The sequence below is a fragment of the Rathayibacter sp. PhB151 genome (assembly GCF_004366415.1).
In the GTDB taxonomy this organism is placed as follows: domain Bacteria; phylum Actinomycetota; class Actinomycetes; order Actinomycetales; family Microbacteriaceae; genus Rathayibacter; species Rathayibacter festucae.
Map to the genome: position 1 here is coordinate 831,594 of NZ_SOEN01000007.1, position 26,989 is coordinate 858,582.

Consider the following 26,989-nt stretch of genomic DNA (forward strand, 5'->3'; position numbering starts at 1 on the left):
TCCGAGATCCGCGGCGATGACCGCCACGGGCGTCGCATCACCGTCGTCGTCGAAGGGGAGAGTGTCGGCGTAGGTCGTGTCGCCCCCGGAAGGCGACGCGACCATGGAGTTCCTCCGGGCGTCGTCCTCGACGCGCCCCTGTCGCGTGTACCCGGACACGTGCCGAGCACCATCCGTGAGGCCGACGTTCGGAACGCTGCCGGCGGCGCGGCCGGTCGCGATCCCGTCGTCCGCCGCTGCTCACCTGCCCGCGCACCTTCACGGACATCCGGTCGAGCGGGACGAAGCGGATCACCGCGCGTGCGCCGTCGCCAGCTCCCCCCAGTGGGTCGTCGCGCGCAGCGACAGCGCGCCGCGCTTCATCGTCCAGACCGGCCCCTTGCGGATCCCGGCGAGTCCGAGGCCGACGACGGAGCGGCCGTGGCGCTTGGTGACGGCGTCGATCGTCGCGCCGAGACCCTTGCTGTCGAACGCGGTGTCGAACACCTCGAGGAGGGCGTGCGAGTCGCGCGGCGACAGGTTCGTCAGGATCACGCCGGCCCGCACGTAGCGCGCGCCCTCGCGCAGCCGGGGTCGCAGCGTGCCGATCGCGGCCTTGACGATCGCCACCGGGTCGTCGGTGGGCACGGGGAAGCCGGCCAGTCCGCCCGCGGACTCGTACGGCGCGTCCGCGAACGGCGACGTCGATGCGAAGACGCTCATCGTCTTCGTCACCGACCCCTGCGCGCGCAGCCGGTGCGCGGCGCGCTGCGCGTAGACGGAGAGCACCTGCTCCATGTCCGCGATCGTCGTCACCGGAGTGGCGAACGAGCGGGAGAAGATCAGCTGATCGCGCACCGTCCGCGCCGCCTCGAGCGGGATGCAGTCGACCCCGCGCAGCTCGTAGACGGAGCGCTGCAGCACGACGGAGAACTTCTGCCGGATCAGCGCCGGGTCGGCGTCGCGCAGATCCCGGATCGTGTGGATGGACAGCTCCGCGAGGCGCTTCCCGGTGCGGCCGGCCACTCCCCACAGCTCGGTGACGTGCTGCGAGGCCATCAGCGCGTCGAGCTGCGCCGGCGTGTACCAGTCGGTGTCGCAGACCCCGCCCAGGCGCGGGTGCTTCTTCGCGCCGCCCTTGTTGACGAACTTCGCGAGCGTCTTGCTCGGCCCGAACCCCACGCACACCGGCAGGCCGACGTTCTTCGCGACGGCCGCCCGCATCGCCCGGCCGATTCGCGCCCGCTCCGCCACATCCCCGTCGACGCCGAGGAAGCTCTCGTCGATCGAGTACACCTCCTGCCACGCCGAGTAGCGGCCCAGCAGCTCCATCACCCGCGCGGACAGCTCGCCGTACAGCTCGTAGTTGCTGGAGCGGGCGATCACCTCCGGCAGCCGGCCCGAGCGGATGAGCGGCTCGACCTTGAACCAGGGCGTCCCGTTCTCGATGCCGAGCTTCTTCACCTCGTCCGAGCGGGCGACCACGCAGCCGTCGTTGTTCGAGAGGACGACGACCGGCCGCCCCTGCAGCTTCGGGTCGAACAGCCGCTCGCAGGAGACGTAGAAGCTGTTCACGTCGACCAGGCCGATGCGTCGCTCAGAGCGCACGGTGCAGCCGGTGCAGGCAGACGGTGACGACGCCCCAGATCTGCAGGTCGCTCAGCTCGGCGACGAGGATCGGCGGGTAGTCCGGGTTCTCCGCGCGCAGCACCACTCCCCCGGGGCTCAGCTCGAGCCGCTTGACGGTCAGCTCGCCGTCGAGGATCGCGATCACCACGCTGCCGTGCGTCGGCGTGAGCGAGCGGTCGACCACGAGCTCGTCGCCGTCGCTGATGCCGGCGCCGGTCATGCTCTCGCCCGAGACGCGGACGATGAACGTGGAGGTCTTGTCCCGGATCAGGTGGTCGTTGAGGTCGAGCGAGCCGTCGAAGTAGTCCTGCGCCGGCGACGGGAAGCCCGCCGCCACCGCGTCGGCGGGGACGAGGAGGGAGACGGCCACGGCGTCCCGGGCCGGGGTCGCGATGCGGTCCACCACGGTCACGCTCATTCTCGGCCCTCCTCACGGGATCGAACATGTGTTCGAATACGTCCGAGTGTAGGTCGACCCCACCGACATCGGCACCGGAGGCTCCTTCTTCGTGGACGCCCCCGATGCGCGAGGATCGGACCCGTGGATGCGGAGCGGGTTCTCGGAGACGGTCGTGCCGACGGGGTGTGGTGCCGGCTCGGCGAGCCGCTGACGGTGGCGCAGATCGCGCGCGGCGGACCCGCCTGGCTCTGCCTGGACGCGCAGCACGGCGCCTTCGACGACGCCGCGGTCCTAGGGACCATGCGCGCGCTGGCGACGGTGAGCGAGCGGCCGCCCGTCGCCGTCCGGGTCGCCGGGCTCTCGGACCCGCTGATCGGGCGGGCGCTCGACGCCGGAGCCGACATCGTCGTCGTCCCGATGATCGAGTCGGTCGAGGACGCGGCCGCGGCGGTCCGCGCCGCGCACTACCCGCCGCTCGGCCGACGCAGCTGGGGACCGATGACCGACCTCTGGGGCGCCGCGCCGCCGTCGGCCGCCGAGGCGCGGCCGGCCCTGTGGCTGATGATCGAGACGCAGGCCGGCCTCGACGCGGTCGAGGAGATCCTCGCGGTGCCGGGGGTCGCCGGCGTCTTCGTCGGCCCGTTCGACCTCGCGATCGGACTCGGCCGGGAGCTGCCCGACCTGCTCGCCGCGGACGGACCCGAGGACCCGCTGCCCAGGATCGCCGCGGCCGCCCGACGCGCAGGCAAGGGCGCCGGTGCCTACGCGGGCGACCCGGAGCGCGCGCGGCAGCTTCGCAGCCTCGGCTTCCCGCGGGTCGCCGTCGCGACCGACCAGTCGCTGATCGCGCTCGGCACGGCGGCGGCGCTCGGCGCGGTGGCGGACGGCTTCGGCTGCTGAGCCTCCGAGGGATGCGACGACGGCGATGACGACGACTCTCGAGCGGCTGATCCAGCGGACCGCCGACGCCGCAGACGACGACCTTGCCCCGGGCGCTCCGGCCGACGCGCGCCGCACGCTGACGGCGGCGCTGGAGGCGCATGTCAGGGACGACCACGAGGCCGAGGCCGCGCTGCTCGCCCCTCTCGCCCGCCGCATCTCGGACTCCTGGCCGCACACGTCGGCGCTCGGCCGGGACGTGCTCGGTTACGTGCAGGCCGTTCGGCGCTGAGGCGCGAGCGCGGGCGGAGGCTGAGACGAGTCCGACGTCAGCAGCCGGGTCCCCGCGATCTGCAGCAGCGTGCACTGGAGCAGGGGACCCTCCCGCAGATGCAGTTGCAGCACGCACTGAGCAGCCGCGTCGCCGTCGAGCAGGCCAAGGGTGCTCTCGCCTACGAGCTGGACATCACGGTCGAGGAAGCGTTCGAGCTGCTCCGGAACCGGTCGCGGGCAACGTCCACGCCGATCACGGCGCTCGCTCGGCAGATCCTCGACAGTCATCAGTAGCGGCGACGGGATGGACGGGGCGGCGGGGCGGAACGTGGGGGCACCGCCGACCCTCCACGAGGTCGCGGCCGGCCTCACCGGAGCGGTCTACACCTTCGCTCCGCAGCACCACCTCGAGCCGTTCACCGCGTCCTCCGACCTGGCCAGCGGCCGGCTGGTCGCCGTGAGCGTGTCGTACACCTACTATCAGCACCCCTCACGGCCGGAGGACCCGCGCAACTTCGTCGATCTCACCTTGCAGCAGCGCACGGCGATTGCGCGCGCCGAGACGTCGGCGCTGCCCGACTGGCTGCGGGATCAGATCCGCCGCATGCGCTACCCGACCCTGTTCGACGCGGTCCGGACGTCGCTCCCCTTCCCCGCAGAGCGTGCGCACCCCGTGGAGGGCCGGCTCGAGGCGCACCTCACGGACTCGCTGCGCACCCTCTTCCCGGGCCAGCACCTCTCCACCCGCCTGCGCACCGTCCGCGGCGCACCGCTCGCGGAGTACAAGGTTCACCGCGGGGTCCCCCTCTCCGTCGACGGAGAGATCCACCGCAGCACCCGCGTCGAGATCGCGGGGCACGTGTTCGCCTTCGGCACCCGCTACGTCACCGCCGTCATCCCCTGGGACCTGCGCGCCGACATCGTCCCGGCGCTCGTCATCCTCCGCACGGCGGGCACGCCCCGCGCCTAGGCTCGCGGAACGGCGAGTGCCGGAGTGCAACCCGGCGCTCCTTCTCGCCCGAGATGTACGAGAGGAGATTGCAACGATGGGACTGTTCTCCCGGCGCCGCCCCGAGAGCGGCGATGTGGATGCGGTGGCGGTGGTCGCCGATCCGGCCGCGAAGCGAGCGCGAGTAGGTGCCGACGCCGTGCGGATCCTCCCGCTGGTGCTGGACGACCGCTCCGTCGCGGCGCTGCTCACCCGATCCGCGCCTGCCGACGCTCCGGTCCTGGCGCCGCACGCGTCAGGGCCGACCATCGCCCACGTCCTCGACCGGGACGGGGCGTGGGAGTACGTGACGGCGTCGACGGCGTCGCGCCTCGGGCACACCGCGCAGTCCCTCGCCACGGAGGCGCTCGCCTGGCTGGCGCGCATCGACCCCATCGTGTCCGGCGGCGACGGGCGATTCCTCCTCGAGACACCGCCCGGCAGCGAGGACCTCGCGGCGTCCCTGATCCTGCGCGCGGGGTTCCTGCACGCCCTGTTCGACGAATTCGACGCCGGCGACCCGGTGATCGCGATCGGTCAACGCGTGTCGATGCACGTCTGCGGCACGGAGGACTCCGACGCGGTGGCGGGCCTCCACGAGCTTGCCCGCGGCCTCTACGACGGCGGCGCCGCGGCCCCGGTCAGCACCACCCTCTACCGCCTCAGCGCTGACGGATCGGCCACGCCCTACTGACGACTCATTACCCGCCCTGCTGAGGCCGACGGGTGCTGGCGCTCTCGAGCGCGGCAAGCCCACTGCGGCCGAAACCAGTAAGGCGTCAGAACGCCTGCTTGTCGAACCCCTCCGGGGCAGTGTTCATTGGATCCGCCCACTGCAGGCCGGCGGCGACCGCGCGAGCCAAGCTCTCCAGGCCGGTGCCGAAGTAGCAGTACCCGTGAGTCGTCTCGACCTGCTGATGCGGCGGCATCACCACGAGCCGCCAGTTGAACAGCATCTTCCACACCTCGACCGTGAAGGTCTCCGTCTCCTGCAGCCGGAAGCCGTTCTCTGTCCGCACGATCCGCTCCCCCGCGACGTCGGCCTCGGAACGCAGCTGCTGCTCGAGGTCATCCAGCGCCTCGGCTCGGGTGCGCAGCATCGCCTTCTGGTCCACCACTCCAGTGTCCCGATAGCCGCCCCGTCACCGGGCATTTCATCGGGCGGGTCTTGCGGGACTGTGGAGTTGATCGCTCTGTGGCGGCGTTCTGCCGAGACCCTGTCGCAGTCGGTGCCGAGATAAGAATCGCGGCGAGGGAATCTGGTGCCGGGAACAGCGTCGTCGGCGCTGGCCGATGGGCTACCGCTCGGAAGACGCTTCATCTCGTCGGCGAGGAGGGGCGGTGCTTGCTCGCAGGATGAACTTGGTCGGAACGGTGATCTCGCGTTGCTCGAGGGCTTCTCCTCTGAGCAACGCCAGGACGGTGTGTGCCGCGAGTCGGCCTTGTTCGTGCACCGACTGGCCGACTGTGGTGAGGTCCAGCAGTGCTGCGAGCGGATGGTCATCGATTCCGACGATCGAGATGTCCGCAGGAACGGAGAAGCCCGAGCGTCGGACGCTGCGCAGAGCGCCGGCCGCGACCTCATCCGAGTGCGCATAGACGGCGGTCGGGGGATCGGCGCTGCTCCACGATCAACCGAGTTCGACGCTGCACGCGCCCGCGTCGAACTCAGCTGATCGGCGGTAAAGTACGCGACCGCGTTCTCAGCGGGCAACATCGTTCTTTAGACCTCAAATAATTCCACTTCAGCTACCCCATTGATCTACAATCTAGAACGTGCAGTCAGTTTCTCAGTTGGGCCTGGGGACACTACCGCTGTCCGGCGCATACGGTTCAGTGGGAGAAGGGGTAGCCCAGCGGGTCGTGAGTAGGGCAATTGATCTCGGAGCGACATTGATCGATACTGCGGACGCATACGGTGAAGGCCTAGCAGAGCAGCTGATTGGACGCGCAATAGTCGGCCGGCATCATGAGGTAGAGGTTGCAACAAAAGTCGGTTTGGTCGATGGGGGCCGTGGCGGAGTTCGCAACGACCGCGTCTACCTACGCGCAGCAGTAGCTGCCAGCAAGGCTCGCCTGGGAGTGGAAAGAATCGATCTGCTGTTTCTGCACCGCATCGACCGAAAAATTCCTATCGAGGAGACCGTCGGTATTCTCGGTGAATTTGTTCAAGAAGGAATTGTGGCACGCATTGGACTAAGCGAGGTTACCTCCATCGAGCTGCAACGCGCGTTGGCTGTGCATCCTATCGCTGCGGTGCAATCAGAATGGTCCGTCTGGAGCCGCGACGTCGAGCGACGCATCGTGCCGATGTGTGCTCGCACAGATGTCATCTTCGTCAGCTCCTCACCATTAGGGCGCGGATTTCTTTCCGGACGCACGACGGCACCCCTGAACGGCGATCGGCGTAGTGGAGTACCGCGTCTGTCCAATGATCATCGCTCATTGAATATACCTATCGCACATGAACTCGCGCGCCTCGCCAAGCGGGAGCGGATGAGTCCCGCGCAGGTTGCGCTCGTCTGGTTGCGCGAGACCGGTCGGCGTGCGGGTGTCGACCTGCTGCCGATTCCCGGTGCTCGCTCGGTCGCTCACGTTGAGGAAAATCTGGCATCGCTCGACTGCACCATGACGATTGAAACCCTCGAAGCCTTAGACGGCGTCGCCCATAAAGCATCAGGCAATCGCGGCAATCCTGACTGGCTCTCTTTCGGGCATGAGTGATTTAGCCGAGCTCGGCAATAAGTCCTCCGATCTGAACAGTTTGAATACTTGCTATGCGGGCGCTACGGGCAGCATCTGATGGCCGGCACACTATCGGCTCATCGTGGAGGTTGTACGAGGTGTTGATGATCACCCGCTGCCCGACAAGCCGTTCCAACTCGTCCAAGATTGCCGTCGCGGGCTCGTCGTCGTCGAGCAGTTGAGGTCGCGCCGTGCCATCGACATGAACAACAGCCGGATAGTCACGGCGCATGGCGGCCGTGCAAGGTACGGCGGCTGTCATCGTGCTAAGGGACCCACTTAGGGCTGGTATGTGCGCGAATAGGTCGACCGCATCGCGAACGCGGGCCATGGGTGCAAACGGCATAACGGTGGACCGACGGAGCCTCGCGTTGAGCATCCGCGCCATCCGCGCATCGTTCGCTGGGGCCAGAATGCTCCGGTGACCAAGCGCGCGCGGGCCGTACTCGACGCCCCCGACTAAACGGGCGACGACCTTCCCTCGGGCAAGCTCGGCTCCCAGGACGAGTTCAGGGGCGGAAGCAGGCCGGTAGATGTGGTATCCCTCGCGTAAGAAGGCATCGGAGCTTTCTTGATCTGAGTATGCGGGGCCGAGCCCCAGGTCGCCGAGCGGTATCGGCGCAATACCGTGCTCCGCCGCCGTTACCGCGGCCGCCCCGAGTGCGATACCCGCGTCGGTCATCGCCGGATGTACATGCAAGCGGTCAACCGCGGAGAGTTCGGCCAGCCTTCGGTTGAGACTCACGTTGGCGAAAACACCACCCGCGACCACAAGTGACCGCGATCGTGTGTGCGACAGATGCCACGTGACGAAGTCGGCGACCAGGTTCTCCAAAAAATACTGCACGGTAACGGCAGCATTTGCCGGGGGGACGCTTCCCACAATGTCACGGACAAGGTCGTTATGAAGGTCCGGACGGCGATCGGGGTACGGCCCCACTACCATCCCGTCACTTAGCCGCCCCCGAATTGCTCCCGTCGCATCATCAAGATCGAAGCGGTTCTCTAGCCAAGCCTGAATGCGGCGATCGATGGTGCCCGAGGCGGCCATTGCCTGCAGCTTGCCTTCGTCGCGCTGCGGGCGGAGACCGCAGGCGACAGTGAAAGCCGAGTATAGGTGGCCGAGGGAGCTTTCCGTCGGTAGCGCCAAGTTGCGGGCAAGCCTGCCCCCGTTGCCCATCGAGACCGAGCCGGAGAGGTCATCGCCCTTGCCGTCGAGAGTGACGACCAAAGCGTGATCCTCGCCCGACAGCAGATACGCGCCGCCAGCGTGCGCCGCGTGGTGGTCAACAAACGAGACGGGCAGCTGTGCGGCGAGACCTGCCTCTGCGACCACCCTCTCCAATGTCTCTACCCGACGACGCTGTGTAATCGCGGGAAGTTGCCGGAGTGCATCGGAGCTTAGGCCAAGCTCCTTCGCGCGACGAAGCCGCTGGCGCTCTCCTGCATCGACGGATGCGTCAAAGTTTGCCATCGCGATACGTGACAGGTCGTCGGGATGCGCTAGGCCGAACGCTATTCGAGTGACGGGCTCCTTCAACATGGCAAGGCAGAACGCGACGCTTTCCCGTGGCGGCGCATGATGTCCAGGTCGAGCGTCGTGATTCTTGATCCGGGAGAATCGCTCCTCCTCCACGGCAGCCACGACACATCCGTCGTCAGAGAGGAGCGCGGCCCCGGCATTGTGGCCGTCGTATACGCCGAGAATGCTCAATCCGGCTCGCCGCCGAGTTTGATGCGGATGAGGCGGCGCTTCACGTCCTGTTGAATGCTTGGACCGCGATGAAGGTTTGCCCGATTGTCGAACATGAGCAGATGCCCGGGCTTGACCACGGCACGCACCGGGGGCATCGCGTCGATGGTGGCACGAAACAGGTCGACGGCCTTTTGGAGCTCGCCATCGAGATGGCCCTCTAGGTCAGCGAGCACCGATCCAACCCATCGCGGAGCGTCGAGAGCGAGAATGGGCGCTACGAGGGGGCGTCGATCGGGGAAGTTTCGGCGCCACGGGATTGGTGCAGAACGTAGCGCGTGGAGTGCAGCGGGGTAATCGCTCATAGCTTGGTCGACCATGGCGAGTGGAAGCAGCTCAGTTGCCGGGGCGCTCCGCCCCGACGCCAGATGAACCTGGCCGAGTAGCGTCATCGCGTTCGGTCGCCGCCACGGCGTACTGTCCACGTGCCACTTCTGGTCGTCACGGTGCCCGAGTCCCGATCGCACGATGGTGACCGTTCCTCCAAGGTCCTCGTGTATAGAGTCGGAAGCGGGCCCGATCCACGCGCCGAGGGCCGCTGCGGCATGTAAAGCGCCGTACTCCTGCGGATAGGAGAAGCACGCATGTGCCCCCACCGACGAACGGACCCCGGCCGCGAGCACGCGCACCTCGTCTGGCGTGGTTTGCCGCACGAGTTCGACGAGCGGATGCGACGGGGAGCGCAGCACGGCCCGCACGGTAGCGTCGTCTCCAGCAAGCGGGACGCCGGTGAACCAGGATGCCGGGAGAGGGATGTCGTTCACAGCCGCTCCGGAAGATGACGAAGGAGCGCACCGCGGACGCGCTCGATGCGCTCTTGGGTGGCATCCTGCGTGACGAAAACGTCGAGCTCGGCGTTGTGGCTGAGAGGACTGAAGCTCCCAGTAAATGCGCGAGATGCGCCATCGAGCACGCTCAAGCCGAACCCCGGATATGTGGAATCGAACGAGTGCCCCAGATAAAAGGCGAGCGAGCGCTGGCGCGTGGTCTGCGCGTCGCGCTCCCGATAATTCTCGAGACTGAAGCGCGGATGGCACGCGTCGAGGAGCACCTTCGGCGCGCGCCACACCGGCATGATGATGCGCTGATGGCCGAGAGGCCGGACGGGATAGGCGAGCGGCGCGCGACCGTTCATCAGTGTGAAGGTGAGCTCGGCGAGCAGATCTTCGCGGTTGTAGCCGAATGCCAAATCGCCAAATCCGTGTCGGTGCGCAATGGTGCGGGCCGCGCGAAGGATTAGAAAAGTACCGAAGAAGTGCACCGCCTCCTCACCGAAGGCGTGTTGAAAGTCGTCGTACATCTCAGGCAGAGACGTGCGAAGCCCCAGGAGCACGGCCGTCTCGTCTTCGGAGTAGACCTGGTGGGCGATACCGAGGTCCTGGCATAGCACCGACGCGCGATCGGCCGCGGCGGCCGTCATTACATCACGGAACACGAGGGTGAAGGCGCTGAGTCGATCCGGCGGCATGCCACTCGCGAGTCCAAAGGCGAGCGCATTGCTGTCGCCTCCGCCAGATACACCGAATACGCAGCCGCGCTGACTCACGCCGTGCTCTTTGACAAAGTCGACAACTTGACCGGTGACCAGTTCCTTCGCGCGCTCGGCCTCCAGCAGGGCGCCCTCGGCAACGGCTACATCTTCGGCAAACGAGATGCCGGAGATCCCTGCGCCCTCACCCGCTGTGCGCGCGTCGTCGCCCCACGGGAGAATCGTTTCAAAGAGAGTGTTACGCAGCGCACGCACGACGATCCGGTTCACGTCTGAGGGGACATCTGGTAGACGAGTCCACCCGGGTACGGGCGTGAGCGCGACACCGCGCTCGAGGTAGGCTTGCACCATTGTCCGCGGGATGCCGTTGAGCGCGAGCAGGTCGTCGATCGTCTCAGGTCGGGCACGGAGAGTGCGCGCGCCGCGGACGTGCTCCAAGACGGTCGGGGGCTCGGTCATGATGTCGTCTCCAAGTCGGGGATGAGTGCAGCGCTGCGTCGTCCTATGAGAGCAAGGCGGGCTGCGTAGGGCTCGCCCCCGCCGAATGCGCTGAGCGCAACAGAAATTTGCGTGCGGGCGTAAAGATCTGCCGGGCAACGGCGCGGACCAGAGCCGAACGGCAGTGGAGCCACGGAATCCATGCGCTCGGGGTCGAAGCGTAGGGGTTCATGCCATGCAGTGGAGCGATGGGTAAGCCATGGGCTCACCACTGCCAAGTCACCAACCGACCCCCAGGACTCATTACCCGTCAGCTCGCGCACGATTAGCCAGCTCGGCGGGTAGAGCCTCAGCAACTCGACGATCTTGGCCTCGTCGGGGTCGGTACCAAAGCCCAGAGCCAGCGCCGTCGTGACAGCGGCGGCGGTGCTTTCCCACCCGGCCAGTGCGAGGACGATAAGTTCCTCAACAATCCGGCCGGTCGCCCAACCGCTCGCGCGCAGGGACGACAGGAATGCCGTATCGGCATCGGCCACTCGCCTAGTGAGCGATGCCATGAGTGTAGCGCGGTCATCATTCACCCCTCGCCCCCGCGATACGCCCGTCTGAGCAGTCTCGGCGTCGGCTGTTGCGGCGGCGACGCCTGCCATCAGCACCCCTAGATCCAGTGCAGTAGTGTCACCGCCCGCGAGGTCATGCAACATCCAACGAGTGAACGCAGCTGGAGCTTCATCACGCGGCGGAGCGCCGGAGCCGATCGTGGCCGCGAGGCTCGCTGCCATCGCCGTTCGATCGGCAGCTGCTCGCGACAACGCGACCACGACGTCGCTCCGCCCGCGGTAGAAGGCAGAGCCATTGAGCGATGGATAGCCGCCGATTGCGTTCCGAGAGCGGGCCGAACGCCCTTTCACCACATCGCGACGGCGTAGAAGGCTCCGTGCTTTGGTCGGGTCGATCACAACCCACCCTTGGCGTCTACCAAAGCGCGCCTCGACGACATCGTGCTCGAAGGGGTAAGCGAGCAAAGCGTTGAAGAGCGCCGGCCGCTGGCGCAGCGTTAACTCAGGAAACGTGGCAACATCCGACACGGTCGTCGGAGGTCGTTACATCTGAGCGGTGAGAGCGGATACGCAGAGGACGAATTCGACGCCCCCCTCGGTCATGGTCTGCATGCCCTGTTCGGTGAGCGAACCAAACACAATCCGGCTCGTGGTCTCGACCGTAGCGGGAGTGGCGGTGTCTGCAGTCATTGTTCCTCCGGTTTGGATGAGCTTAGGCCGATGCTATCGCTCCTCAAGCACCCATGGCGAGGTTCGTACGTAGCATTTCGCCCACCCATGGAGGAATCGATCAAGGACCGCGTCTACGCGGCCACGGAGACCATCAACGCCGAGTGCAACCGACGGTCACCTTCGTGCGCTCCGAAGCCGGGGTCAGCAACGCTGACGCGGCGCGGTACCTTAAGAAGTGGCGTGAGCAGAAGCAGACCGCCGACTCCACGATTGCCGCCACTCCCCCGCCCTTCGCGGAGCAGTCGATTCGCCTCGCCAGCGGATCGCGGGCGGAAGCATCCCCGCTGGCGGCATCGTCCCACGCCGTCCTCGAGCGGGAGTGGCGGGAGCAGCACCAGGAGAAGAAGATTGCGGAACTCTGCGACGGCCTCCAGAAGAGCACCGCACAGCATGCGGCCGGGCTTGGAACGCAAGCTGACCGCATCGCGCAACTCGAGCAGACCGCCGCAGGTAGCGCGGCGACCGCGGCGCTCGCGACAGCACGCGCCGAGCACGAGCACGCCCTCTCCGCGCTACGCGCCCAGCTCAGCGAAGTACGCGGCGAGCCCTGGCCGTGAACGTCGGAGTGTCTGCGCGCGCGTGAGGCGCGCAGACACGGTGATCTCTTGCGCAAGTCGCTGCTCAAGCAAGGGTCTACATGTCGGTCTGAGGTGCGCCCACCTGACAGGTCTCACTGCTTCAATGCGACGCGACAAGGGCGCCCCGCGGCGACAGGGAGCGGTCGCAGCGATCTTCCGTCGCGCGCCAGATTGGCGGGTGCAATCGGCGGTGGCGGAGCCGGTTATCGTGCTCGCCCATGATTCGCGCCCCCTGGTCGTGGCGCTAGCCGCGCGTTCGGGCGCGTTCTGCCACGGCGATGTCACGGGCGTCAACATGACATGGGACGCTAACGACCTCGTGCTACTCGACTGGGGCAGGCCACGTTCGCCCCCTAGCTTTAGATGTCGCCCGCTTCCTCCCGTCGGGCTTACGAGGATCGCAGATCAGCAACGACGAGTTGCTGCAGATCTACCGGACTACGACAGGTGCGAGATTCGACCTGGTCGGACTCGAACTCTCACTGCTCGCGGCCTTCGTCTGGTACAGCTGGCAGAAGTCGCTTGACGCCACCTGAGGTGGCGACTCAGCGACGCGCGGGTGGGAAACCGTCCGGCACGTGTGGTGGTGCGACCGGCTACCGGCGGCCCTCAGTTACCTGAGGTGACCTGCGCGTCTCACTCGTCGCTTTTGAAGTCCGCGGTGTTCCACATTTCCTGTGCAGGACCCACTTTCCCAGCATCGGAGACCTCGTGCACCGTCGCGACTCCGCTCGGCACATCGATCTGAATTACCTGCCTGCCGACCTGGTCCGGTGCTTCGCCGACCTGATCAGGGAAGGCTTCGGTCTGTCCGTCCGCTGCCAGGTTCTTGGACATCCATGACGGCTCCATCTGGATGTCAGCGACATTTTTCGTCATCTTCGGCCGTTGATGCTTCCGCGCGTTCGTTGTCTTCACCTCGGTCACAACGACCTGACCAGAAGGCGAGAGACTCTCGATATCGATGCCCTGCCGGCGTGCGCCGGGGGTGTGCTGGGTCAATATCTCGTGCTTCATTCCGGCGTTGAGAATCACGGCGGCTAGCGCCTCGCCGTAGTCGCCTAGTGGGCCGCTTGAGTGCACGGGAGGCGTCACGTTGCGAGGCGGTTTGATGCATGCCATCCGACTCAATCCCTTCTCGCGTATCGCTATGCTAGGACACCTCCGACCCGGAGGCGATACCGACCTTGACCCGAAATTCACACCGGTGACCCTCATGCCCGTTGAACCGACTCCTCCGATCCTCGTGCGCTTCTGGGGTCAGCTCGGCAGCGCGGAGAGAGCACGGGTCTATTTGCGCGAAGCGGCCGTTCCGGGTGCGCCGGTGCTGGCCGATGCCTGGCGAATGCTGGCGGGAAGCGCCGTGCCGCCGCCGGCGTCGGTGGTGCCGATCACCTGGGTCGACGATCGTTCCTTCGCCTGCCTCGTCACTGGCGACGACCTCCCTGGCCGCCGCATAGGCGACGTCATCCGCTGGCATCTCGACGCCATCGACGCCGCCTACCAGGGCGCGCTTCTCGACACCGATGCCAACCAGTACGTCGCGTCGGTCCTCGAAGAAACCGGTCCCGCCTGGCAAAAGGGTTATGACGGGGTTATCGCACTATCGCAGCGGTATCAGCGCGAATTTGTAGAGCCGGGTGAAACCCCGAAGCCCCACCAGCTCCGGCCGTTCCAGCTCGCCTGCCAGAACGTAATCATTGGCCTCGCGGCGTTCCGGCACGACGCCATGATCGACGGTCTCAGCGTGCCGTTCTGGCAGACCTGCGAGGTGCCGCACGTCGCGACCTCGGAAGCTAACCGGGCGATGGCCGCCGTCATGCTCTGTGACGCCTTCCAGTCCGGAGGCACCATGGAGGTGCGATTCACCGGACATCCGGAGGGTCGCGTGCCAGCGTCCCTCCGCCGGTTCGGCCGCACGCTCGGGCTCGCCCTGGGAAAGCAGTCAGACGACGGTGCGAGCCTCTCGCCCGCCGAGTCGCGCGCGCTGTTCTGGGCGGTCACTCCGATGCCCGACGGCCTGCGCAACAGGGCGGCCCACTACGTGGAGAACGGCATCGTGTCGGTCGAGCGTCTGTGTTACTCGCTGCTATCGCCAATCTGGACCGCTCCCGCCCTCGACTTCCTGATGGCGACCGGCGAGCCGCCACGCACCGCTTCGATCCTGGAAGGCGGTGCGACCCCGGACGACCGCCCGGCTCGGACCGCCGAGCTCGAGCTCATGCGCGCCGCTCTACTAGTCGACATGCTGATCTCGCGAGCCAACTCGCGCGACGCCGCCGGCAACACCGACGTCCGCACGTTCGAGGACACCACCGTCGGGGTGATCTGGAGCATGCGAGGTGACCTAGGCGCCGTCGCACTCTCGGGACTCGACGGAGCCGGGCTACCGTGGGGCGCTGACGCGGATGCGAGGGCACAGGTCCTGGCGATCCCGCGCGCACATGTGACCGCGCGCGACGTCGACATGGTGCGCGACTTGATCGCCACCGGTGACTCGGGTGAGATGTCGGTCGTGATCGTGACGACACAGGATGCCAGCCATATCGCCGCTGACGTGACCGTCCTCCGTGCCCCGATCCGTCTGTCCGAACTCGACGCGCAGATCGACCGCAATTTGGTCGCTTCGACTCTGGGGCGCGTATGAGCCGGGAGGAGGTGCTGCACGTGCGACTCGCGCCCGAGCACGCCGAGCGGGCCGCGATGCTCCGGGAGCAACTGGCAGCGGCCGCATACCACCTTGAGCGCTCGGGGTGGGACGACCGCCGCGTCGTCATGCGGTACGAGATTGTGGCGAGCCAGCTCGAGGGGCTCGCGTTCGACGCCCTCGCAGGCGGCGGGCAGACGCTGCCGGTGCCGGACGACGAGTCCGTCACCATCACATGGCCGTTCGCGATCGGCGCGCCCTCATCGGGCTTACCAGCGCGGGACGTTCGACCTCCTTCCGACATGTGGCGCGCTAGCGACCCGCGAGCCAGCCGCACGCAGGCGACGCGGGAGAGGTTCGCAACGCAGGTGAGCGCGTGGGCGAACCGAACTGCTGGGGCGGGCCATCCAGACGTCAACCCGAGCGGTATTCAGAATCGGGCGCTCACCACTGTGCTGCGACGATATGCGGAGGCGGACGGCGGGTCAGTCGTGCACGCGCCGATCACCTACCGCGACGGATCATCGGCGCGCCCGTTCCCGCTGCGGTCCGTGAAGCTTGCTGACGAGGTGCCCGCGGACGGGCGGGAGGAGCTGCGCTTCACGCTGATGTCGGTGCGGCATTTCGAGATGGACCGCGAAGTCGACGGTGCCTGGCTGCGCAATCGCGAGGTCAGCATCCGGCGCCCGCTCGCGCAGACCGACGAGCTCGTTTACGGGCAGTCGATGGCGCAGCTCGCAAGCCTGGTCGTCGATGGCCCGCTAACGATTCACTTATACCAGACCGGTCTCGAGGTGGCGATCGTCGGCTTCTACCGTGCCCTTGTCGACTTCCGGCTCGCCGAGGGTCGCGAAACGGTGTGCGTCATCCCTTACTTCTTCGCGGGCGGGACCCGCTTCGAGAGGGGAACGCCGTGGACGTTCCTGTGAACGAGGAATTGGTCGTCTCCGAGCTCTCCACCTGGACAGCGCTCTGCAAGGACTGCCACAACCGCAAGCTCGCCGAGAGGCGACGCAAGAAGGGCGACGCCCGGCAAGAAGAGTTTGAGTACTCAGAAATGTCGGCGACGCGGGCGATCGAGCGCGGACAGACCCGGTCTGATCGTTGCCCTGAGTGTCGTCGTCGGCACCGGAAGGAGATCAGCGCGTTCCCGGTCGCCTATGTCGACATCACGGCAATCGGTGAGGCGGCGACCTACGTAGCCGATCCCGAGGTCGGACCGACCGGTCCGCTCGGCGGGCTCGGTCCACTGCCTTCGATTCACAGCCGGCGCACTGAGTCGGTCGACCTCCGGTCGTTCGCACTTGGCCTGTCCGATCGCGACATGCTGCACGTGATCGAGACCATGTCGTCCCACCAGGTCGTGGTGCTAGAGGCCGGAACCGGAACTGGCAAATCGACTCTCGCACCCTTTCGCCTCATGAACCCGCCGGAGGGCTCGGCGTACCGACCCGCCGACATAGGCCCGATCGTCGTCACCGAGCCCCGCGTGCCCGCCACCAAGGAGATCGCGAAGTTCGTCGGCGAGGCGATGTGCTTCGGGCACGATCCACGGGAATGCGTCCGGCATGTGGGGCCCGGGTATCCGGTCGGGTATCAGTGCGAGGGCATCAAGGTGTGGGATGACGCATGCAGCCTCATATACGTCACCGACGGCACCATGATCAACTGGATCCTCAACGGCGACCTGGCCCGCTTCAGCACAGTGATCGTCGACGAGGCGCACGAACGCAGCGAGAACATCGATCTAATCCTGACCCTGCTGGCCGCCCACCTGCCGCGCTACCCGCACCTTCGTGTCCTGATCGCCTCCGCCACCATCGATGCGGCCTACTTCACGCAGTTCTTCGCGGCGACGCCGACCGTGACGGTCGGGCATGTGTCGATCGCCGCGGCCAAGTCGATCGGGTACGGAGTGCCGCTCTTCGCCGACGTCGATTTCACGGAAGAGGTGCTAGCGAACGGGTTCAGCGCCCCCGACCTCGCCGATCCGGATGCGGCGCCGCGGTTCAGCCTGCCCGGCTGGTCGACGCAGCCGCTTGCCGAGACTGGCGGGCGCAGCCCGCGCGACGTCACAAGGGACACGATGCTGGGCCTTCGGGCACCCGCGTCGCACTGGCCGGAGAGCATCGACGTCGCGGGAGCGCAGCAGACCATGCGCATCCTTGAGGGGACGGATGAAGGCGATGTTCTCGTCTTCATGCCCAGCCAGACCACGGTACTGCGGACTCGGGACATGGTGCTGGCCGCACTGGATGAGCATCCCTGGGGCGAGTCGGTCGACGTCTACTGGATGATGGCGGCCGCGCCGGACGATCAAAAGCGCGGCGCCCTCGGTGAGACCCCTGCCGGCCGGCGCAAGGTGGTTGTGGCGAGCAATCTTGCCGAGACCTCGCTCACCATCGCCGGAATCCGCTATGTCGTTGACTCGGGGTTGGTGGTCCAGGGCCAATGGGATCCAGCGCTGGCCCTCAAGTACACGCGTACCCACCCGCACAGTCAGGCCGGGGTACGCCAGAGATGGGGGCGGGTCGGCCGCAAGACGCACGGTTGGGTCTTCCCCCTCTACTCGCTCGCGCAATATCAAACGCTGCCCCGCGACAGCCCGGCCGGCTCGACCCAGGCGAACCTTGAAGGCTCGATGCTCAAGGTGCTGGCCGCAGGGGAGGACCCGGAGCGGCTGCAGTTCCCCGCCGACTTCGAGGCCGACGGGATCGTGCGGGACGCATTCGCCCGAGAGAGTGCCCAGGTCTTCCGAGAGGAACGCCACCGGGCTATGACGGCACTGCGGGCGAGCGGCGCGGTCGACGCCGACGGCAAGGCGCTGACGCGACTCGGATCGGAGCTAGTGCGATCGCGTCTGCCTGCGGAGCAGGCGATCGCCCTAATGTTCGCCGACCGGCTCGCGTGTGTGCCTGAGGTCGCCATGGCGCTTGTGGTGCTGCAGGCCGACCGGCTGGTGGGACGCTCGGGAATACTCGCGGCGGACGAGCGTTGGCCGTCGGCTTGGAATGTGCACGCCCGGCAATGCCACGAGACGCTGGCGTACGGTTGCGCCGACGATCTCGATCTACTTATCCGCATCTTCGCGGACTGGACAGCCGCGCCCGATCCGGAGCGCTGGTGCCGGCAGTGGTGGATCAATGAGTCGGCGCTGGTGGCAGCGAAGGCGACGGCGGCGAAGGTGATCGAGTCGCTGGCGCCCGGGATGGCTAGGGAGGCCAACCGACCCCTGGAGTCGGGATTAGCGCTGCGGGCGCGGGCAGCGCTGTCGCGCGCCCTATCGGGAATGCGTTTCGTGAGCGGAGAGGATGGGCTCTGGCATGCGCGCTCAACGCCGCAGGCGCACACGGTCTCGGTGTCGCCGCTGCACCTGGTCCCTCCCCCCAGCGATCTTGTCGCGCTCGGGCGAAGGCGCGCACCCGATCGAGGATGGGTGCTCGGAGCTGGGTCGGTCTTCGGTCTGGTCGCCTGGCAGGACTGGGCTTTCGAGGGGGAGCCCGACGACTTCGAGCTGCTGCGTCGGGTGTCTCGCCGGAGCAACGGCGACGGCGGCGCCGACGACCCCGCGCGGCTGTTGCGTGCTGGCTTTACTATCGGTTCTACCCTGCGCGTTTCGCCTGATGCAACCTCGAGCGCACCCTTAATCGAGAAGACGACCGACGGTCTGAAGATGCCCGCCGTCTCTCTGAAAGAGTCCAATGACTCTGCGCTCACCACTGGGTCGTCGCTGGTCTACAGCACCGAAACGACCCACCGCGATGCCGACCAGGTGATCTTGGAGGATATCGTCAACACCGATCCCCTGGTGGAGGTCCACCCCGAGGGCGAGATCAAGGAGGTGACGGGCACCGACGACGACGACGACGCCGCGGAGGAGGTCACCAGCGCGGCGGCCGAAATCCCGGAGGAGGAGTTTCGTCTCGCTCCTATTCCTATTCTCGAGCTGGAGAACGCAGATCTCGAGGAGTTTATCGATGCCGAGGACGCGCGGCACGACGGCGCGACCTTCGCATTCGCCGCGTTCGTGAATGCCCCGTCGTTGACGGTGCGGGGACCTCAGCCGGACTGGGATACGCCGTGGGAGGCGCGTGTAGTGGGCTACCACTTCACCGAGGACGCGCCATCGCTCGTTGTGGAGGTAATTTTCGGCGATGAAGACGATTGGCCCGAGATTGGGGAGCAGGTGAGCGTCGTTGCGGGAGAGCTCGCCACGACCCACTTCGCACGGGGACGCGTGTTCCGTCAGGTCGACGCGGAAGGTGCCTTCGCCCGCGCGCCCAAGCACTTGGTCTTCGAGTCGCTGATCGATCAGCGGGTCGGGTCTGATCCGGATGCAGTCCCAGAGGGAAGTATCTGGTCTGCGCGCATGTTGCCCGGTCGGAGCGCCGTGGACTCCGCGCGAATCAGCCTGACCGAGGATGCGGCGCGACGCCTCGCAGCCGCTCCGGGCTCGGGCACGATGCCATTCTGCACTCTCGGTACGGCGCGTTTCCGCGACTGGCAGGGGCGGGAGTTCGTAGCGGCCGAAGTGCAAGATCCATCGGCGGGGGGCTTCTCGCCCACCGTCTCAATCCCGATCTCACGCCTAGAGAAATTTGGGATCACCCCGATGCCCGGCATCCGGCTGCGCATCGACCTTCGCAATGACATCACCGCCCGGCAGTCAGATGTATGGCCGGCAGAGCTCATTGACGCGGCGGTCGAGTTCGCTCCCGACCGTTTCGAAAAGGGGCGGAAGCGTGGCCAGTTGCGTCTTGCGGGGCCGAGCCCGCTAACGAACCACGAACGGGACGCACTGGTCGCCCTCGACCCATCGTCGCCCGCGGTGCTCCGGAATGCCTGGCTGCTCTGGGACACCGGACGCCGGCTCATGGTGCGGTCCGCATCCATCGTCGCCGAGGCGAACGTGCCGGTCGACGACGTGCAACGCATCCGCACCGATCTCGCGACGGACCTGCGCAAGACGCACGACGTCAGCCTGACCGTGTCCGCCGCGGGCAAGCTCGTCATCACCGGTCCGCCCGTGAACGTGCAAGCCGCGCTGGAAAACCTCAAAAATTCCCTGTCGCAGGCCCCCACCATCCTGCAACTTCCCGTGAACGCCACCGGTCGCTACCCCGCATTCCCCGAAGTGAGGGCCGTGCTATCGGCAATGGGCGAGCCCGCAAAGTACGATGCCCGCACCGGCCAAGTGTCCGTGCCCGCGCATGCCGACACCGGGGACGCGTTCGTTGCAGCCTTCAACGCCCGGTTCGCGTGGACCGATCGGCAGCTAGTGTTCGCCGAATTTCCCGGCTTCCTAGGATTCCAGAAAAAGCCAAACTGGGACGCAATCAGCGCCGGGATCCCCGGAATCCAGCGGTCTATCGCCCAGGGCGGGCGCTCGTGGCGGCTTCAGGTGCTAGATTACGCGCAGTTCGACCTGGTCGTCGAGCGCACGCGTGCCCTAATCCCGCGCGCGGTATTTACTGTCGCCACGGAGGAGCTAACGACCCAGCGCGTCGCCGGCGCCGCGCGGACCGACACTATGAAGGTGTCGTACCTGACCCCAACGTCTGCTGTAGAGGATGCTGTCGAAGAGCGGGCCACCTGGGTCAAAACCACCGCTTCCGGCAACAGCTTCCTCGTCACTCTGGCCCCCGATGGAACCACTCTCACCGAGCGCAGCGCGTTCGACCCGGAGCAATGGCGCGGCGAGTCATCGGGCGCACGCTGGACCATCGGCGCCCACGCTGTAGAGTTCGGCGCAGATCCCGTGGGTGTCTCGCTAGCCGTCGAGCATGGCCTGGACGGCGCCGTCGACGTCGCCACCGTCCGACTAAACGACCTCGAAGACGAACGGGCGCGCGCGCTTAAGGCGGTCGAGGGCGTAGGCGTCATGCTCATCACCGAAGGTGACGACGGCGAGCTGTACGAGTGCCGTCTGCTCGATGTCGCCCGGGGCGGTGAGGAGTGGTGGACGATCTCGGTCGATGCCGGCGACGACCACGTCGTGGTGTCCGCCGGCGGTTATGTCGCGGTCACCACCCGGGCACCCGGCGGGTACTGGTCGGGGGACGAAATGCTTCCCGAGGGAGGCGCAGGCCGACGAACCTGGCTTTGGCTCAACGGTGCCATGTCAGAACGAGTGCTGAACTGATTCCGCCCGGCCGTCGCTGGCAGATGAGGGCGATATCACCAAGCCCGTTTAGTTGCCGTGGGTAGCTCCCACGAGTGTCGGGGCCGGTGATATCGACGAAAGGCCGCAGCGGTTCCGCCGGCTTGGGGTCGGCCCATGAGGGTCAGTGTGAGGTACACCCCAACTACACGTCAGACGATCAGGCCGAAGCACGTCCGAATAGGGCCGCAATCAGCCTTGTCTGACACTTGCCCCTAGGGCTCCTAGACTTCAACTGGACAAGTAGGGGTCGGAGGCGGCATGTCGGGTCAGCGAGTCGGGTACGTGCGGGTGAGCACGTTGGATCAGAGCACGTTGCGCCAGCTCGACGGCGTGACGCTGGATCGAGTCTTCGAGGACAAGGCCTCCGGCAAGGACGTGAACCGTCCGCAGCTCGAAGAGATGATCGGGTTCGTCCGCGACGGGGACACGGTGCTCGTGCACTCGATGGACCGGCTCGCGCGGAACCTCGAGGATCTTCGCCGGCTGGTGCGCCGCCTGACGGACAAGCGGGTCCGGGTCGAGTTCGTCAAGGAGCAGCTGACCTTCACCGGCGAAGACAGCGCGATGGCGAACCTGCTGCTGAACATGATGGGCGCATTCGCAGAGTTCGAACGCGAACTCATTCGAGAACGTCAACGCGAAGGCATCGCCCTGGCCAAGCAGCGCGGCGCCTACCGCGGGCGCGCCCGGTCCCTCTCCCCGACCCAGATCGCTGAGTTGCGCGAGCGTGCCAGCGCCGGCATGCCGAAGACGACGCTGGCGAAGGAATACGGCATCAGCCGAGAGACCGTCTATGCCTACTTGCGTGTCAGCGAAACGCCTTGCGCCTAGGGTGGCGCGGTGCTGGTTACCCTGGCCGGGTGGACTTCATTGGGTTGGCGCCCCAGCACTTTGACACCGCGCTCAGCGCGGTACTGACCACAGCTATGCAGGCGCAGGGCTGGAGCGCACAGAAGGTCGCCGTGTTCGCACGGCTCCGACCGCGCACCGTCTGACGCATCCTGACCGGTAAAACTTCGGCCGGCACCGTACAACTGCATCGCCTCCTGCGAGTCCTGCAACTCGACCATGACGCCACTATGCGCACCGTCTACATCGGAGCGCGAGTCGCGCAGCTGGCCGCGGACACCGAAGCGGCCGAGGACCGCGACCGCACCCGGGACATGCTCGGATGATGACCGGCAACGACCTCGCCGTTCTCCTCAACCCGTTCGTCATCCTCGGCGCCGTCGTCATCGTCACGGCGATCCTCGGCGGGCCGTGGCTGCGCGACCGGTACATCTTCCGAGAACTCAACCGCGACACCGGCGTCACCCGCCAACAGCCCACCGCCCTCTTCACCCCCGGACGCACCGGTAACCCGCCGCTGGTGTACTTCCTGGAACTGCACTACGCCGAACGCCTCGACACAGTGCTGATGCTGCGCCGCGTCGGCGCCATCGCCAGCCTCCACGACGGCTCCATGACCATGCACGACCGCGCCGGACGCCTCCTCCCCCACCTCAACGCACTCGACGTCGCCTACTACCGCCGCCTCAACGACACAGCCCCGCAACCACCCAATCTGTAATAGACAAGCCCGCCCGGCGCTCAGCCTCCCCTGCCCCGTTTCACGCCCCCTCAGCGGAATCACCACAGGACAGGTCTGACGAGGCAGGAGAGTAACGTCAACAGCCCGTAGCTTCGTCGTGTTTAGGTGCTCGACAGCGGCACTCCGTCAAGCGTGTTACCCCAAACCGCTCGGCGAGCTGGGCCACCGCGTAAGACCCGTACTCCGCCACCAGGTGCGCCTCGATCTTCAGAAAGAGCTTTGGCTCCTGGCCGCATGTGTCCCCTTGTCGTGCACGTCTGGATGAGGACGACCTCGAACTCCGCGATCATCGCGAGCATGCTGAACAGCAGCCGGCTCATCGCGTCGGTCTGGTCGTGTAGCGACACGCCGATGCTCAACCGCGCTCCATTGCACGTCAGCTCGTCCACGATGTCGCGCGCGTCCGAAATTTACCGCGCGAGGAGGTCGGGCTTCGTCATGAACCGGGTGGAGCCGGTGTCGCACGAGGCAAGGGACGCGCGTAGCGCGGGCTGCTCACGGTGCGACCCGATAAGACCGGCGCCGATGTAGATCCGGTCGACCGATACACCGCGGCGAGGAGCGCGACACGTTGCGCCCGAGCACGCTGCACATCGGTCGAGGCGCGCGGGATGAGTGCCGTCTGCCTGGCGACAGACCCGTCGGGCGCTGCCGAGGTCTGCCCAACGTGCGACCGAGCGCTCTGCACCTACTCAGATGTACCCCGTTTTGTCCCCAGAAGAGACGACACAATCCTGTGAGGATTTTCAGTAAGTTCTGAGTGCGAGCATCGCAGGGCTGCGGAGTCCTAGGCACGTTAGCCCTCTTTTACTCCGAAGCGCGACAGTTCAACAAGCCACCTTGATAACGAAAGCCATGCTGCCGTGTCTAATATAAAACTTCGCACTCTTGCCGCCGTGACGACAGCCCTGTTGGCGGTTTCTGTTGTGAATGCGACGGCCGCGCACGCTGCCGACTCGGATGCAGACGATGTCGTCAAGGTACTTGAATCGGTCCCCACGGAGATTCCACTCCTGCAAGGAGTGACTACCGGTTCCGCAACGGACTTGGTCGAAGCTGGAAATTCTTCAAGCGAGCGCGCAGCCATTCGAGATGTGGCAGATGTGTTCGTGTCGGGAGCCGGAAAAAAGCCGCTCGCCGTCGAGTTGCTCGCAGCTCAAAACGCGACGGAAGTGAGCGTGTCGAGTGAAGGAATCGAAGTAATTGACAATGGAAATGGCTCGTCGACAGTTCCGCTGAAGCACGCCGACGGGTCGCTGCAGATCGTAACGGTGATCGAAAGTTCAAATGCGCCGACGGAGTACGCGGTGGACGTTGAATTGCCTCTCGGCGTCGTCTTGACTCGGACCGACGACGGAGCGCTTCTCGCAACAGATTCGAATGGTGCATTGGTGCTCGGCGTAGCACCCGCTTGGGCCTACGACGCTGACGGCGTCTCCGTACCCACTCGCTACGTCGTCCAAGATACGAAAATCGTCCAGATCGTCGATCACGCTTCCGGAAACTTCAGCTACCCGGTCTCCGCCGACCCCTGGCTTGGAGTCCGCCTCTTCGACCCCATGACCGTCAATCGACAGGGAACCTTCAACGGCCGGAACGTCTACTCCGGTCGCCTCACGCCATGGGGAGTCACGATGGGACTCTCTGCTCAGGGACACGCCATCATGGCGGGCGCAGGATGGGAGGAGTTCGCCTCTCAATGGTCCGCGGTGAGGAGCAGCACGAGCCTGTATCAGCAGTACCAGTGCCACGCCGCATATGGACGTGCCATCATCGGCGCAGGTTTCCACTGGGACCTTGAGGCCTCTCGCCCTGCCAACGGAAACTGGCCCAACGTGCTCGCTCACAGGTGCAACTGGTGAGTCCTACTACAGGTAGATTGCGGCGCAAACCTTTCTCGTTCCTCCTCGCCGGCTTCATCGTCGGATGTCTTCTCACCGGCGGGATCACCGTCGTAGCCGGCATGCTTACCGACGATTCACGGTCCGGCATAGCGCTTCAGGACATCGTCCGCGAGAACGTACCGGGCTTCACGGGCGTTGATAATTCAAACAACGACGCGTGCGGCGACAGGAGGGGTTGCGAGGAAGGCATCGAGGGGTCTGGTGCGTCGTTGTACCGCTACAGTTCCCTCGATCTCGCGCGACAAGCTGTCATCTACAGCACTGCTGATTTTTATCGTTCCGATCGGCTTGTAATTGAGTTTGAAGAGAACATGACAGCCGACGAGCGCTACCGACTGATTCAAGTCGTCGAGGGAACCTGGACTGGCAGCGACGACTAAGGTTTAACAAGGTGATTGAAGCGGTGAGGCTCTCAGCAGTTGGTCGAGGGCCGGCCCGTCCCCGGATGGAGAAGCTCTGGTCTTCATCGCCGACCGGCTGCGCTCAGGCGTACTCCCCGCCGACGTGCGGGCATCCCTCTACCAGGCGGCAGCACTCATCCCCGGTGTCGAGTTCATCGAAGACCAGGCCACCCTCGATGCCCGCACGGGCACCGCGATCGGCCGAGTCGAGACCAACGCCAACTTCCGCCAGGACATCATCATCGACCCCGACACGGGTCTGTTCATCGGTGAGCGGACAACGCAGCTCACTGCTGAAGACGGGATCCCCGCCGACACGATTACCGGGTGGTCCGCGGTAACGACCACCGTGGTTCCCGACGCCCCCGCCGGCAAAACCCAGAATGGGACATTTGACGAGATGGGGTGCACGACGACGAACGGCGCCTCCGTCTGCCCGCAGTAGGACCGAGTGGATGCGGCGCCCTGGCACGTCAACGTGGCGCGGCGCCGCAGCCCCCTTCGTTCGTTGCCGAGGGGTGGGCGAACAGAGCAGGGCCACTGTCGCCGAACTGCGACACGGAGCGCTGTCAGGACGCCGCCTCGGAGCTCTGCAATCCACAACACTCAGCCCCGCGGATTTTCGCGGCGCTCGGTGTCGCGTCTGCGTGTACCGGTCAGCGATCGGCTATCGGGACATGCGTGGGACCTCGCAACCGGACAGGCGGATCACGCGGACGAGGCGGCCCGGCCGCGCATTTTCGCGCAGGTCGGGCCGCTTCGTGGTGATGGTGGGAGCTGGTGCTCAGAAGCCGCCGGCGGGGCGCACCTGGTAGTGCTCTTCGAGCGCGGTGACCTCGTCCGGGGTGAGGTCGATGTCGACAGCGGCGGCCGCGTCGTCGAGGTGGTGGGGCTTGGTCGCGCCGATGATCGGTGCGCTGACGACGGGGTTGTTGAGCACCCACGCCATCGCGATCTGCGCCATGGACACGTTCCGCGCCTCCGCGATCTTCTGCACGGCGTCGATGACGGGGCGGTCGCGTTCGGTGTCGGCGAAGAAGCTGTTGCCCACGGGGTCGTCGGAGGAGCGCTGGGTCTGCTCTCCGGCGGGGCGGGCGACGCGGCCCTTCGCGAGGGGGCTGTAGGGGATGCTGCCGACGCCCTGGTCAGCGAGCAGGCCGAACATCTCGCGCTCTTCCTCGCGGTAGAGGAGCGAGTACTGGTCCTGCATGGACACGAAACGGGTCCAGCCGTGCAGGTCCGCGGCGTGCTGCATGTTGGCGAACTGCCACGTCCACATCGCGGACGCGCCGATGTAGCGGGCCTTCCCGGCCTTGACGACGTCGTGCAGGGCTTCCATCGTCTCCTCGATCGGGGTCTCCGGATCGAAGCGGTGGATCTGATACAGGTCGACGTAGTCGGTGCCGAGGCGGGTCTGCGACGCGTCGATCTGCTGCATGATCGCCTTCCGCGACAGGCCGGCCACGCGCAGCCCCGGACCACTGCCAGCGGTGTCGCCGAAGTGGGCCTTGGTCGCGAGGACGATCTCGTCACGGTGGGTGAACTGGCGCAGCGCTTCACCGACGATGCGCTCGGAGTCGCCGTAGGAGTACACGTTCGCGGTGTCCCAGAACGTGATGCCGAGCTCGAGCGCCTGCCGGAAGAACGGCAGCGCATCGTCCTTGGGGAGTGACCACTGGAGGTGGCCGCTGGCCGGGTCGCCGAAGCTCATGCAGCCGAGCGCGATGCTGCTGATCTTCAGGCCGGAATTGCCGAGGCGGGTGTACTTCATGGCGTGAATCCTCTCGATGGGCGCGACGACGACAGCCGGGGCGGCTGGGGTGTCGAGCGGGTGCAGTGA

Annotated in this window: 24 protein-coding genes; 15 read left to right on the forward strand and 9 right to left on the reverse strand. The window is 66.3% G+C overall.

Annotation, left to right across the window (positions count from 1 at the left end):
* Positions 1-291: 291 nt before the first annotated feature.
* Together EDF35_RS11325 and umuD are read right to left on the reverse strand one after the other, a co-directional pair.
* Positions 292-1,587 (reverse strand): Y-family DNA polymerase, encoded by a 1,296-nt coding sequence (locus EDF35_RS11325; protein ID WP_133962401.1) that lies wholly within the window; start codon positions 1,585-1,587, stop codon positions 292-294.
* A complete protein-coding gene (gene umuD / locus EDF35_RS11330) occupies positions 1,577-2,026 on the reverse strand; it encodes a translesion error-prone DNA polymerase V autoproteolytic subunit (RefSeq protein WP_123446383.1) in 450 nt (149 codons plus the stop codon). The genes EDF35_RS11325 and umuD overlap by 11 nt, the downstream gene beginning before the upstream one ends.
* Positions 2,027-2,149: 123 nt before the next feature.
* Here umuD and EDF35_RS11335 point away from each other — a divergent pair, with 123 nt between their 5' ends.
* The 5 genes from EDF35_RS11335 (at position 2,150) to EDF35_RS11355 (ending at position 4,842) form a co-directional block, all read left to right on the forward strand.
* The gene (locus tag EDF35_RS11335; protein WP_166674086.1) at positions 2,150-2,908 is read left to right on the forward strand and encodes an aldolase/citrate lyase family protein; all 759 of its coding nucleotides are present in this window, start codon (positions 2,150-2,152) and stop codon (positions 2,906-2,908) included.
* Positions 2,909-2,933: 25 nt separating this feature from the next.
* Positions 2,934-3,179: a hypothetical protein gene (locus EDF35_RS11340; protein ID WP_133962403.1), complete on the forward strand. Its 246-nt coding sequence runs from the start codon at positions 2,934-2,936 to the stop codon at positions 3,177-3,179.
* A 98-nt stretch (positions 3,180-3,277) separates the two neighbouring features.
* Positions 3,278-3,454 carry an ANTAR domain-containing protein gene (locus tag EDF35_RS11345; protein WP_123704022.1) on the forward strand — a complete coding sequence of 59 codons (177 nt, stop codon included), beginning with the start codon at positions 3,278-3,280 and terminating at the stop codon, positions 3,452-3,454.
* 34 nt (positions 3,455-3,488) lie between these two features.
* Positions 3,489-4,130, forward strand: coding sequence for a hypothetical protein (locus EDF35_RS11350; protein ID WP_133962404.1), 642 nt, complete (start codon positions 3,489-3,491; stop codon positions 4,128-4,130).
* Positions 4,131-4,206: 76 nt separating this feature from the next.
* Positions 4,207-4,842: a hypothetical protein gene (locus EDF35_RS11355; protein ID WP_133962405.1), complete on the forward strand. Its 636-nt coding sequence runs from the start codon at positions 4,207-4,209 to the stop codon at positions 4,840-4,842.
* Positions 4,843-4,927: 85 nt separating this feature from the next.
* Here the strand turns inward: EDF35_RS11355 and EDF35_RS11360 are convergent, their stop codons facing one another.
* Complete coding sequence (locus EDF35_RS11360; RefSeq protein ID WP_133962406.1) at positions 4,928-5,263, reverse strand: hypothetical protein; 336 nt, start codon at positions 5,261-5,263, stop codon at positions 4,928-4,930.
* Positions 5,264-5,924: 661 nt separating this feature from the next.
* Between EDF35_RS11360 and EDF35_RS11370 the strand changes: the two genes are divergently transcribed.
* Positions 5,925-6,872, forward strand: coding sequence for an aldo/keto reductase (locus EDF35_RS11370; protein WP_133962407.1), 948 nt, complete (start codon positions 5,925-5,927; stop codon positions 6,870-6,872).
* Position 6,873: 1 nt separating this feature from the next.
* On the opposite strand, the gene EDF35_RS11375 is transcribed toward EDF35_RS11370, so the two are convergent.
* From EDF35_RS11375 to EDF35_RS11390, 4 genes are read right to left on the reverse strand one after another with little or no spacing between them, the layout of a single operon-like run.
* Entirely contained in the window at positions 6,874-8,607 is a 1,734-nt protein-coding gene (locus EDF35_RS11375) for a carbamoyltransferase C-terminal domain-containing protein (protein WP_133962408.1), read from the reverse strand.
* On the reverse strand, positions 8,604-9,410 hold the full coding sequence (locus EDF35_RS11380) for a hypothetical protein (protein WP_133962409.1): 807 nt from the start codon (positions 9,408-9,410) through the stop codon (positions 8,604-8,606). Before EDF35_RS11380 ends, EDF35_RS11375 begins: the two co-directional genes overlap by 4 nt.
* Complete coding sequence (locus EDF35_RS11385) at positions 9,407-10,594, reverse strand: hypothetical protein (RefSeq protein ID WP_133962410.1); 1,188 nt, start codon at positions 10,592-10,594, stop codon at positions 9,407-9,409. Before EDF35_RS11385 ends, EDF35_RS11380 begins: the two co-directional genes overlap by 4 nt.
* A complete protein-coding gene (locus tag EDF35_RS11390; protein ID WP_166674087.1) occupies positions 10,591-11,277 on the reverse strand; it encodes a cytochrome P450 in 687 nt (228 codons plus the stop codon). The genes EDF35_RS11385 and EDF35_RS11390 overlap by 4 nt, the downstream gene beginning before the upstream one ends.
* A 689-nt stretch (positions 11,278-11,966) precedes the next feature.
* Between EDF35_RS11390 and EDF35_RS11395 the strand changes: the two genes are divergently transcribed.
* On the forward strand, positions 11,967-12,422 hold the full coding sequence (locus EDF35_RS11395; RefSeq protein WP_133962412.1) for a DNA-binding protein: 456 nt from the start codon (positions 11,967-11,969) through the stop codon (positions 12,420-12,422).
* A gap of 657 nt (positions 12,423-13,079) precedes the next feature.
* Here the strand turns inward: EDF35_RS11395 and EDF35_RS11400 are convergent.
* Complete coding sequence (locus EDF35_RS11400) at positions 13,080-13,478, reverse strand: hypothetical protein (RefSeq protein ID WP_133962413.1); 399 nt, start codon at positions 13,476-13,478, stop codon at positions 13,080-13,082.
* Positions 13,479-13,650: 172 nt separating this feature from the next.
* Here EDF35_RS11400 and EDF35_RS11405 point away from each other — a divergent pair, with 172 nt between their 5' ends.
* From EDF35_RS11405 to EDF35_RS11445, 8 genes are all read left to right on the forward strand, one after another.
* A complete protein-coding gene (locus EDF35_RS11405) occupies positions 13,651-15,090 on the forward strand; it encodes a hypothetical protein (RefSeq protein WP_133962414.1) in 1,440 nt (479 codons plus the stop codon).
* A gap of 20 nt (positions 15,091-15,110) precedes the next feature.
* Positions 15,111-16,019, forward strand: coding sequence for a hypothetical protein (locus EDF35_RS11410; protein ID WP_133962415.1), 909 nt, complete (start codon positions 15,111-15,113; stop codon positions 16,017-16,019).
* The gene (locus tag EDF35_RS11415; protein ID WP_133962416.1) at positions 16,004-21,232 is read left to right on the forward strand and encodes a DEAD/DEAH box helicase; all 5,229 of its coding nucleotides are present in this window, start codon (positions 16,004-16,006) and stop codon (positions 21,230-21,232) included. The genes EDF35_RS11410 and EDF35_RS11415 overlap by 16 nt, the downstream gene beginning before the upstream one ends.
* A gap of 279 nt (positions 21,233-21,511) precedes the next feature.
* The gene (locus EDF35_RS11420) at positions 21,512-22,084 is read left to right on the forward strand and encodes a recombinase family protein (protein WP_133962417.1); all 573 of its coding nucleotides are present in this window, start codon (positions 21,512-21,514) and stop codon (positions 22,082-22,084) included.
* Between the two features lie 343 nt (positions 22,085-22,427).
* Positions 22,428-22,823 (forward strand): hypothetical protein, encoded by a 396-nt coding sequence (locus tag EDF35_RS11425; protein WP_133962418.1) that lies wholly within the window; start codon positions 22,428-22,430, stop codon positions 22,821-22,823.
* 917 nt (positions 22,824-23,740) lie between these two features.
* Positions 23,741-24,706, forward strand: a complete 966-nt coding sequence (locus EDF35_RS11435; RefSeq protein WP_133962419.1) for a DUF2599 domain-containing protein — start codon at positions 23,741-23,743, stop codon at positions 24,704-24,706.
* On the forward strand, positions 24,703-25,128 hold the full coding sequence (locus tag EDF35_RS11440) for a hypothetical protein (RefSeq protein ID WP_133962420.1): 426 nt from the start codon (positions 24,703-24,705) through the stop codon (positions 25,126-25,128). The genes EDF35_RS11435 and EDF35_RS11440 overlap by 4 nt, the downstream gene beginning before the upstream one ends.
* A gap of 124 nt (positions 25,129-25,252) precedes the next feature.
* Positions 25,253-25,594 (forward strand): hypothetical protein, encoded by a 342-nt coding sequence (locus EDF35_RS11445; protein ID WP_133962421.1) that lies wholly within the window; start codon positions 25,253-25,255, stop codon positions 25,592-25,594.
* A 339-nt stretch (positions 25,595-25,933) separates the two neighbouring features.
* Here EDF35_RS11445 and EDF35_RS11450 read toward each other — a convergent pair whose 3' ends face one another.
* Positions 25,934-26,920, reverse strand: coding sequence for an aldo/keto reductase (locus tag EDF35_RS11450; protein WP_133962422.1), 987 nt, complete (start codon positions 26,918-26,920; stop codon positions 25,934-25,936).
* Positions 26,921-26,989: the final 69 nt, after the last annotated feature.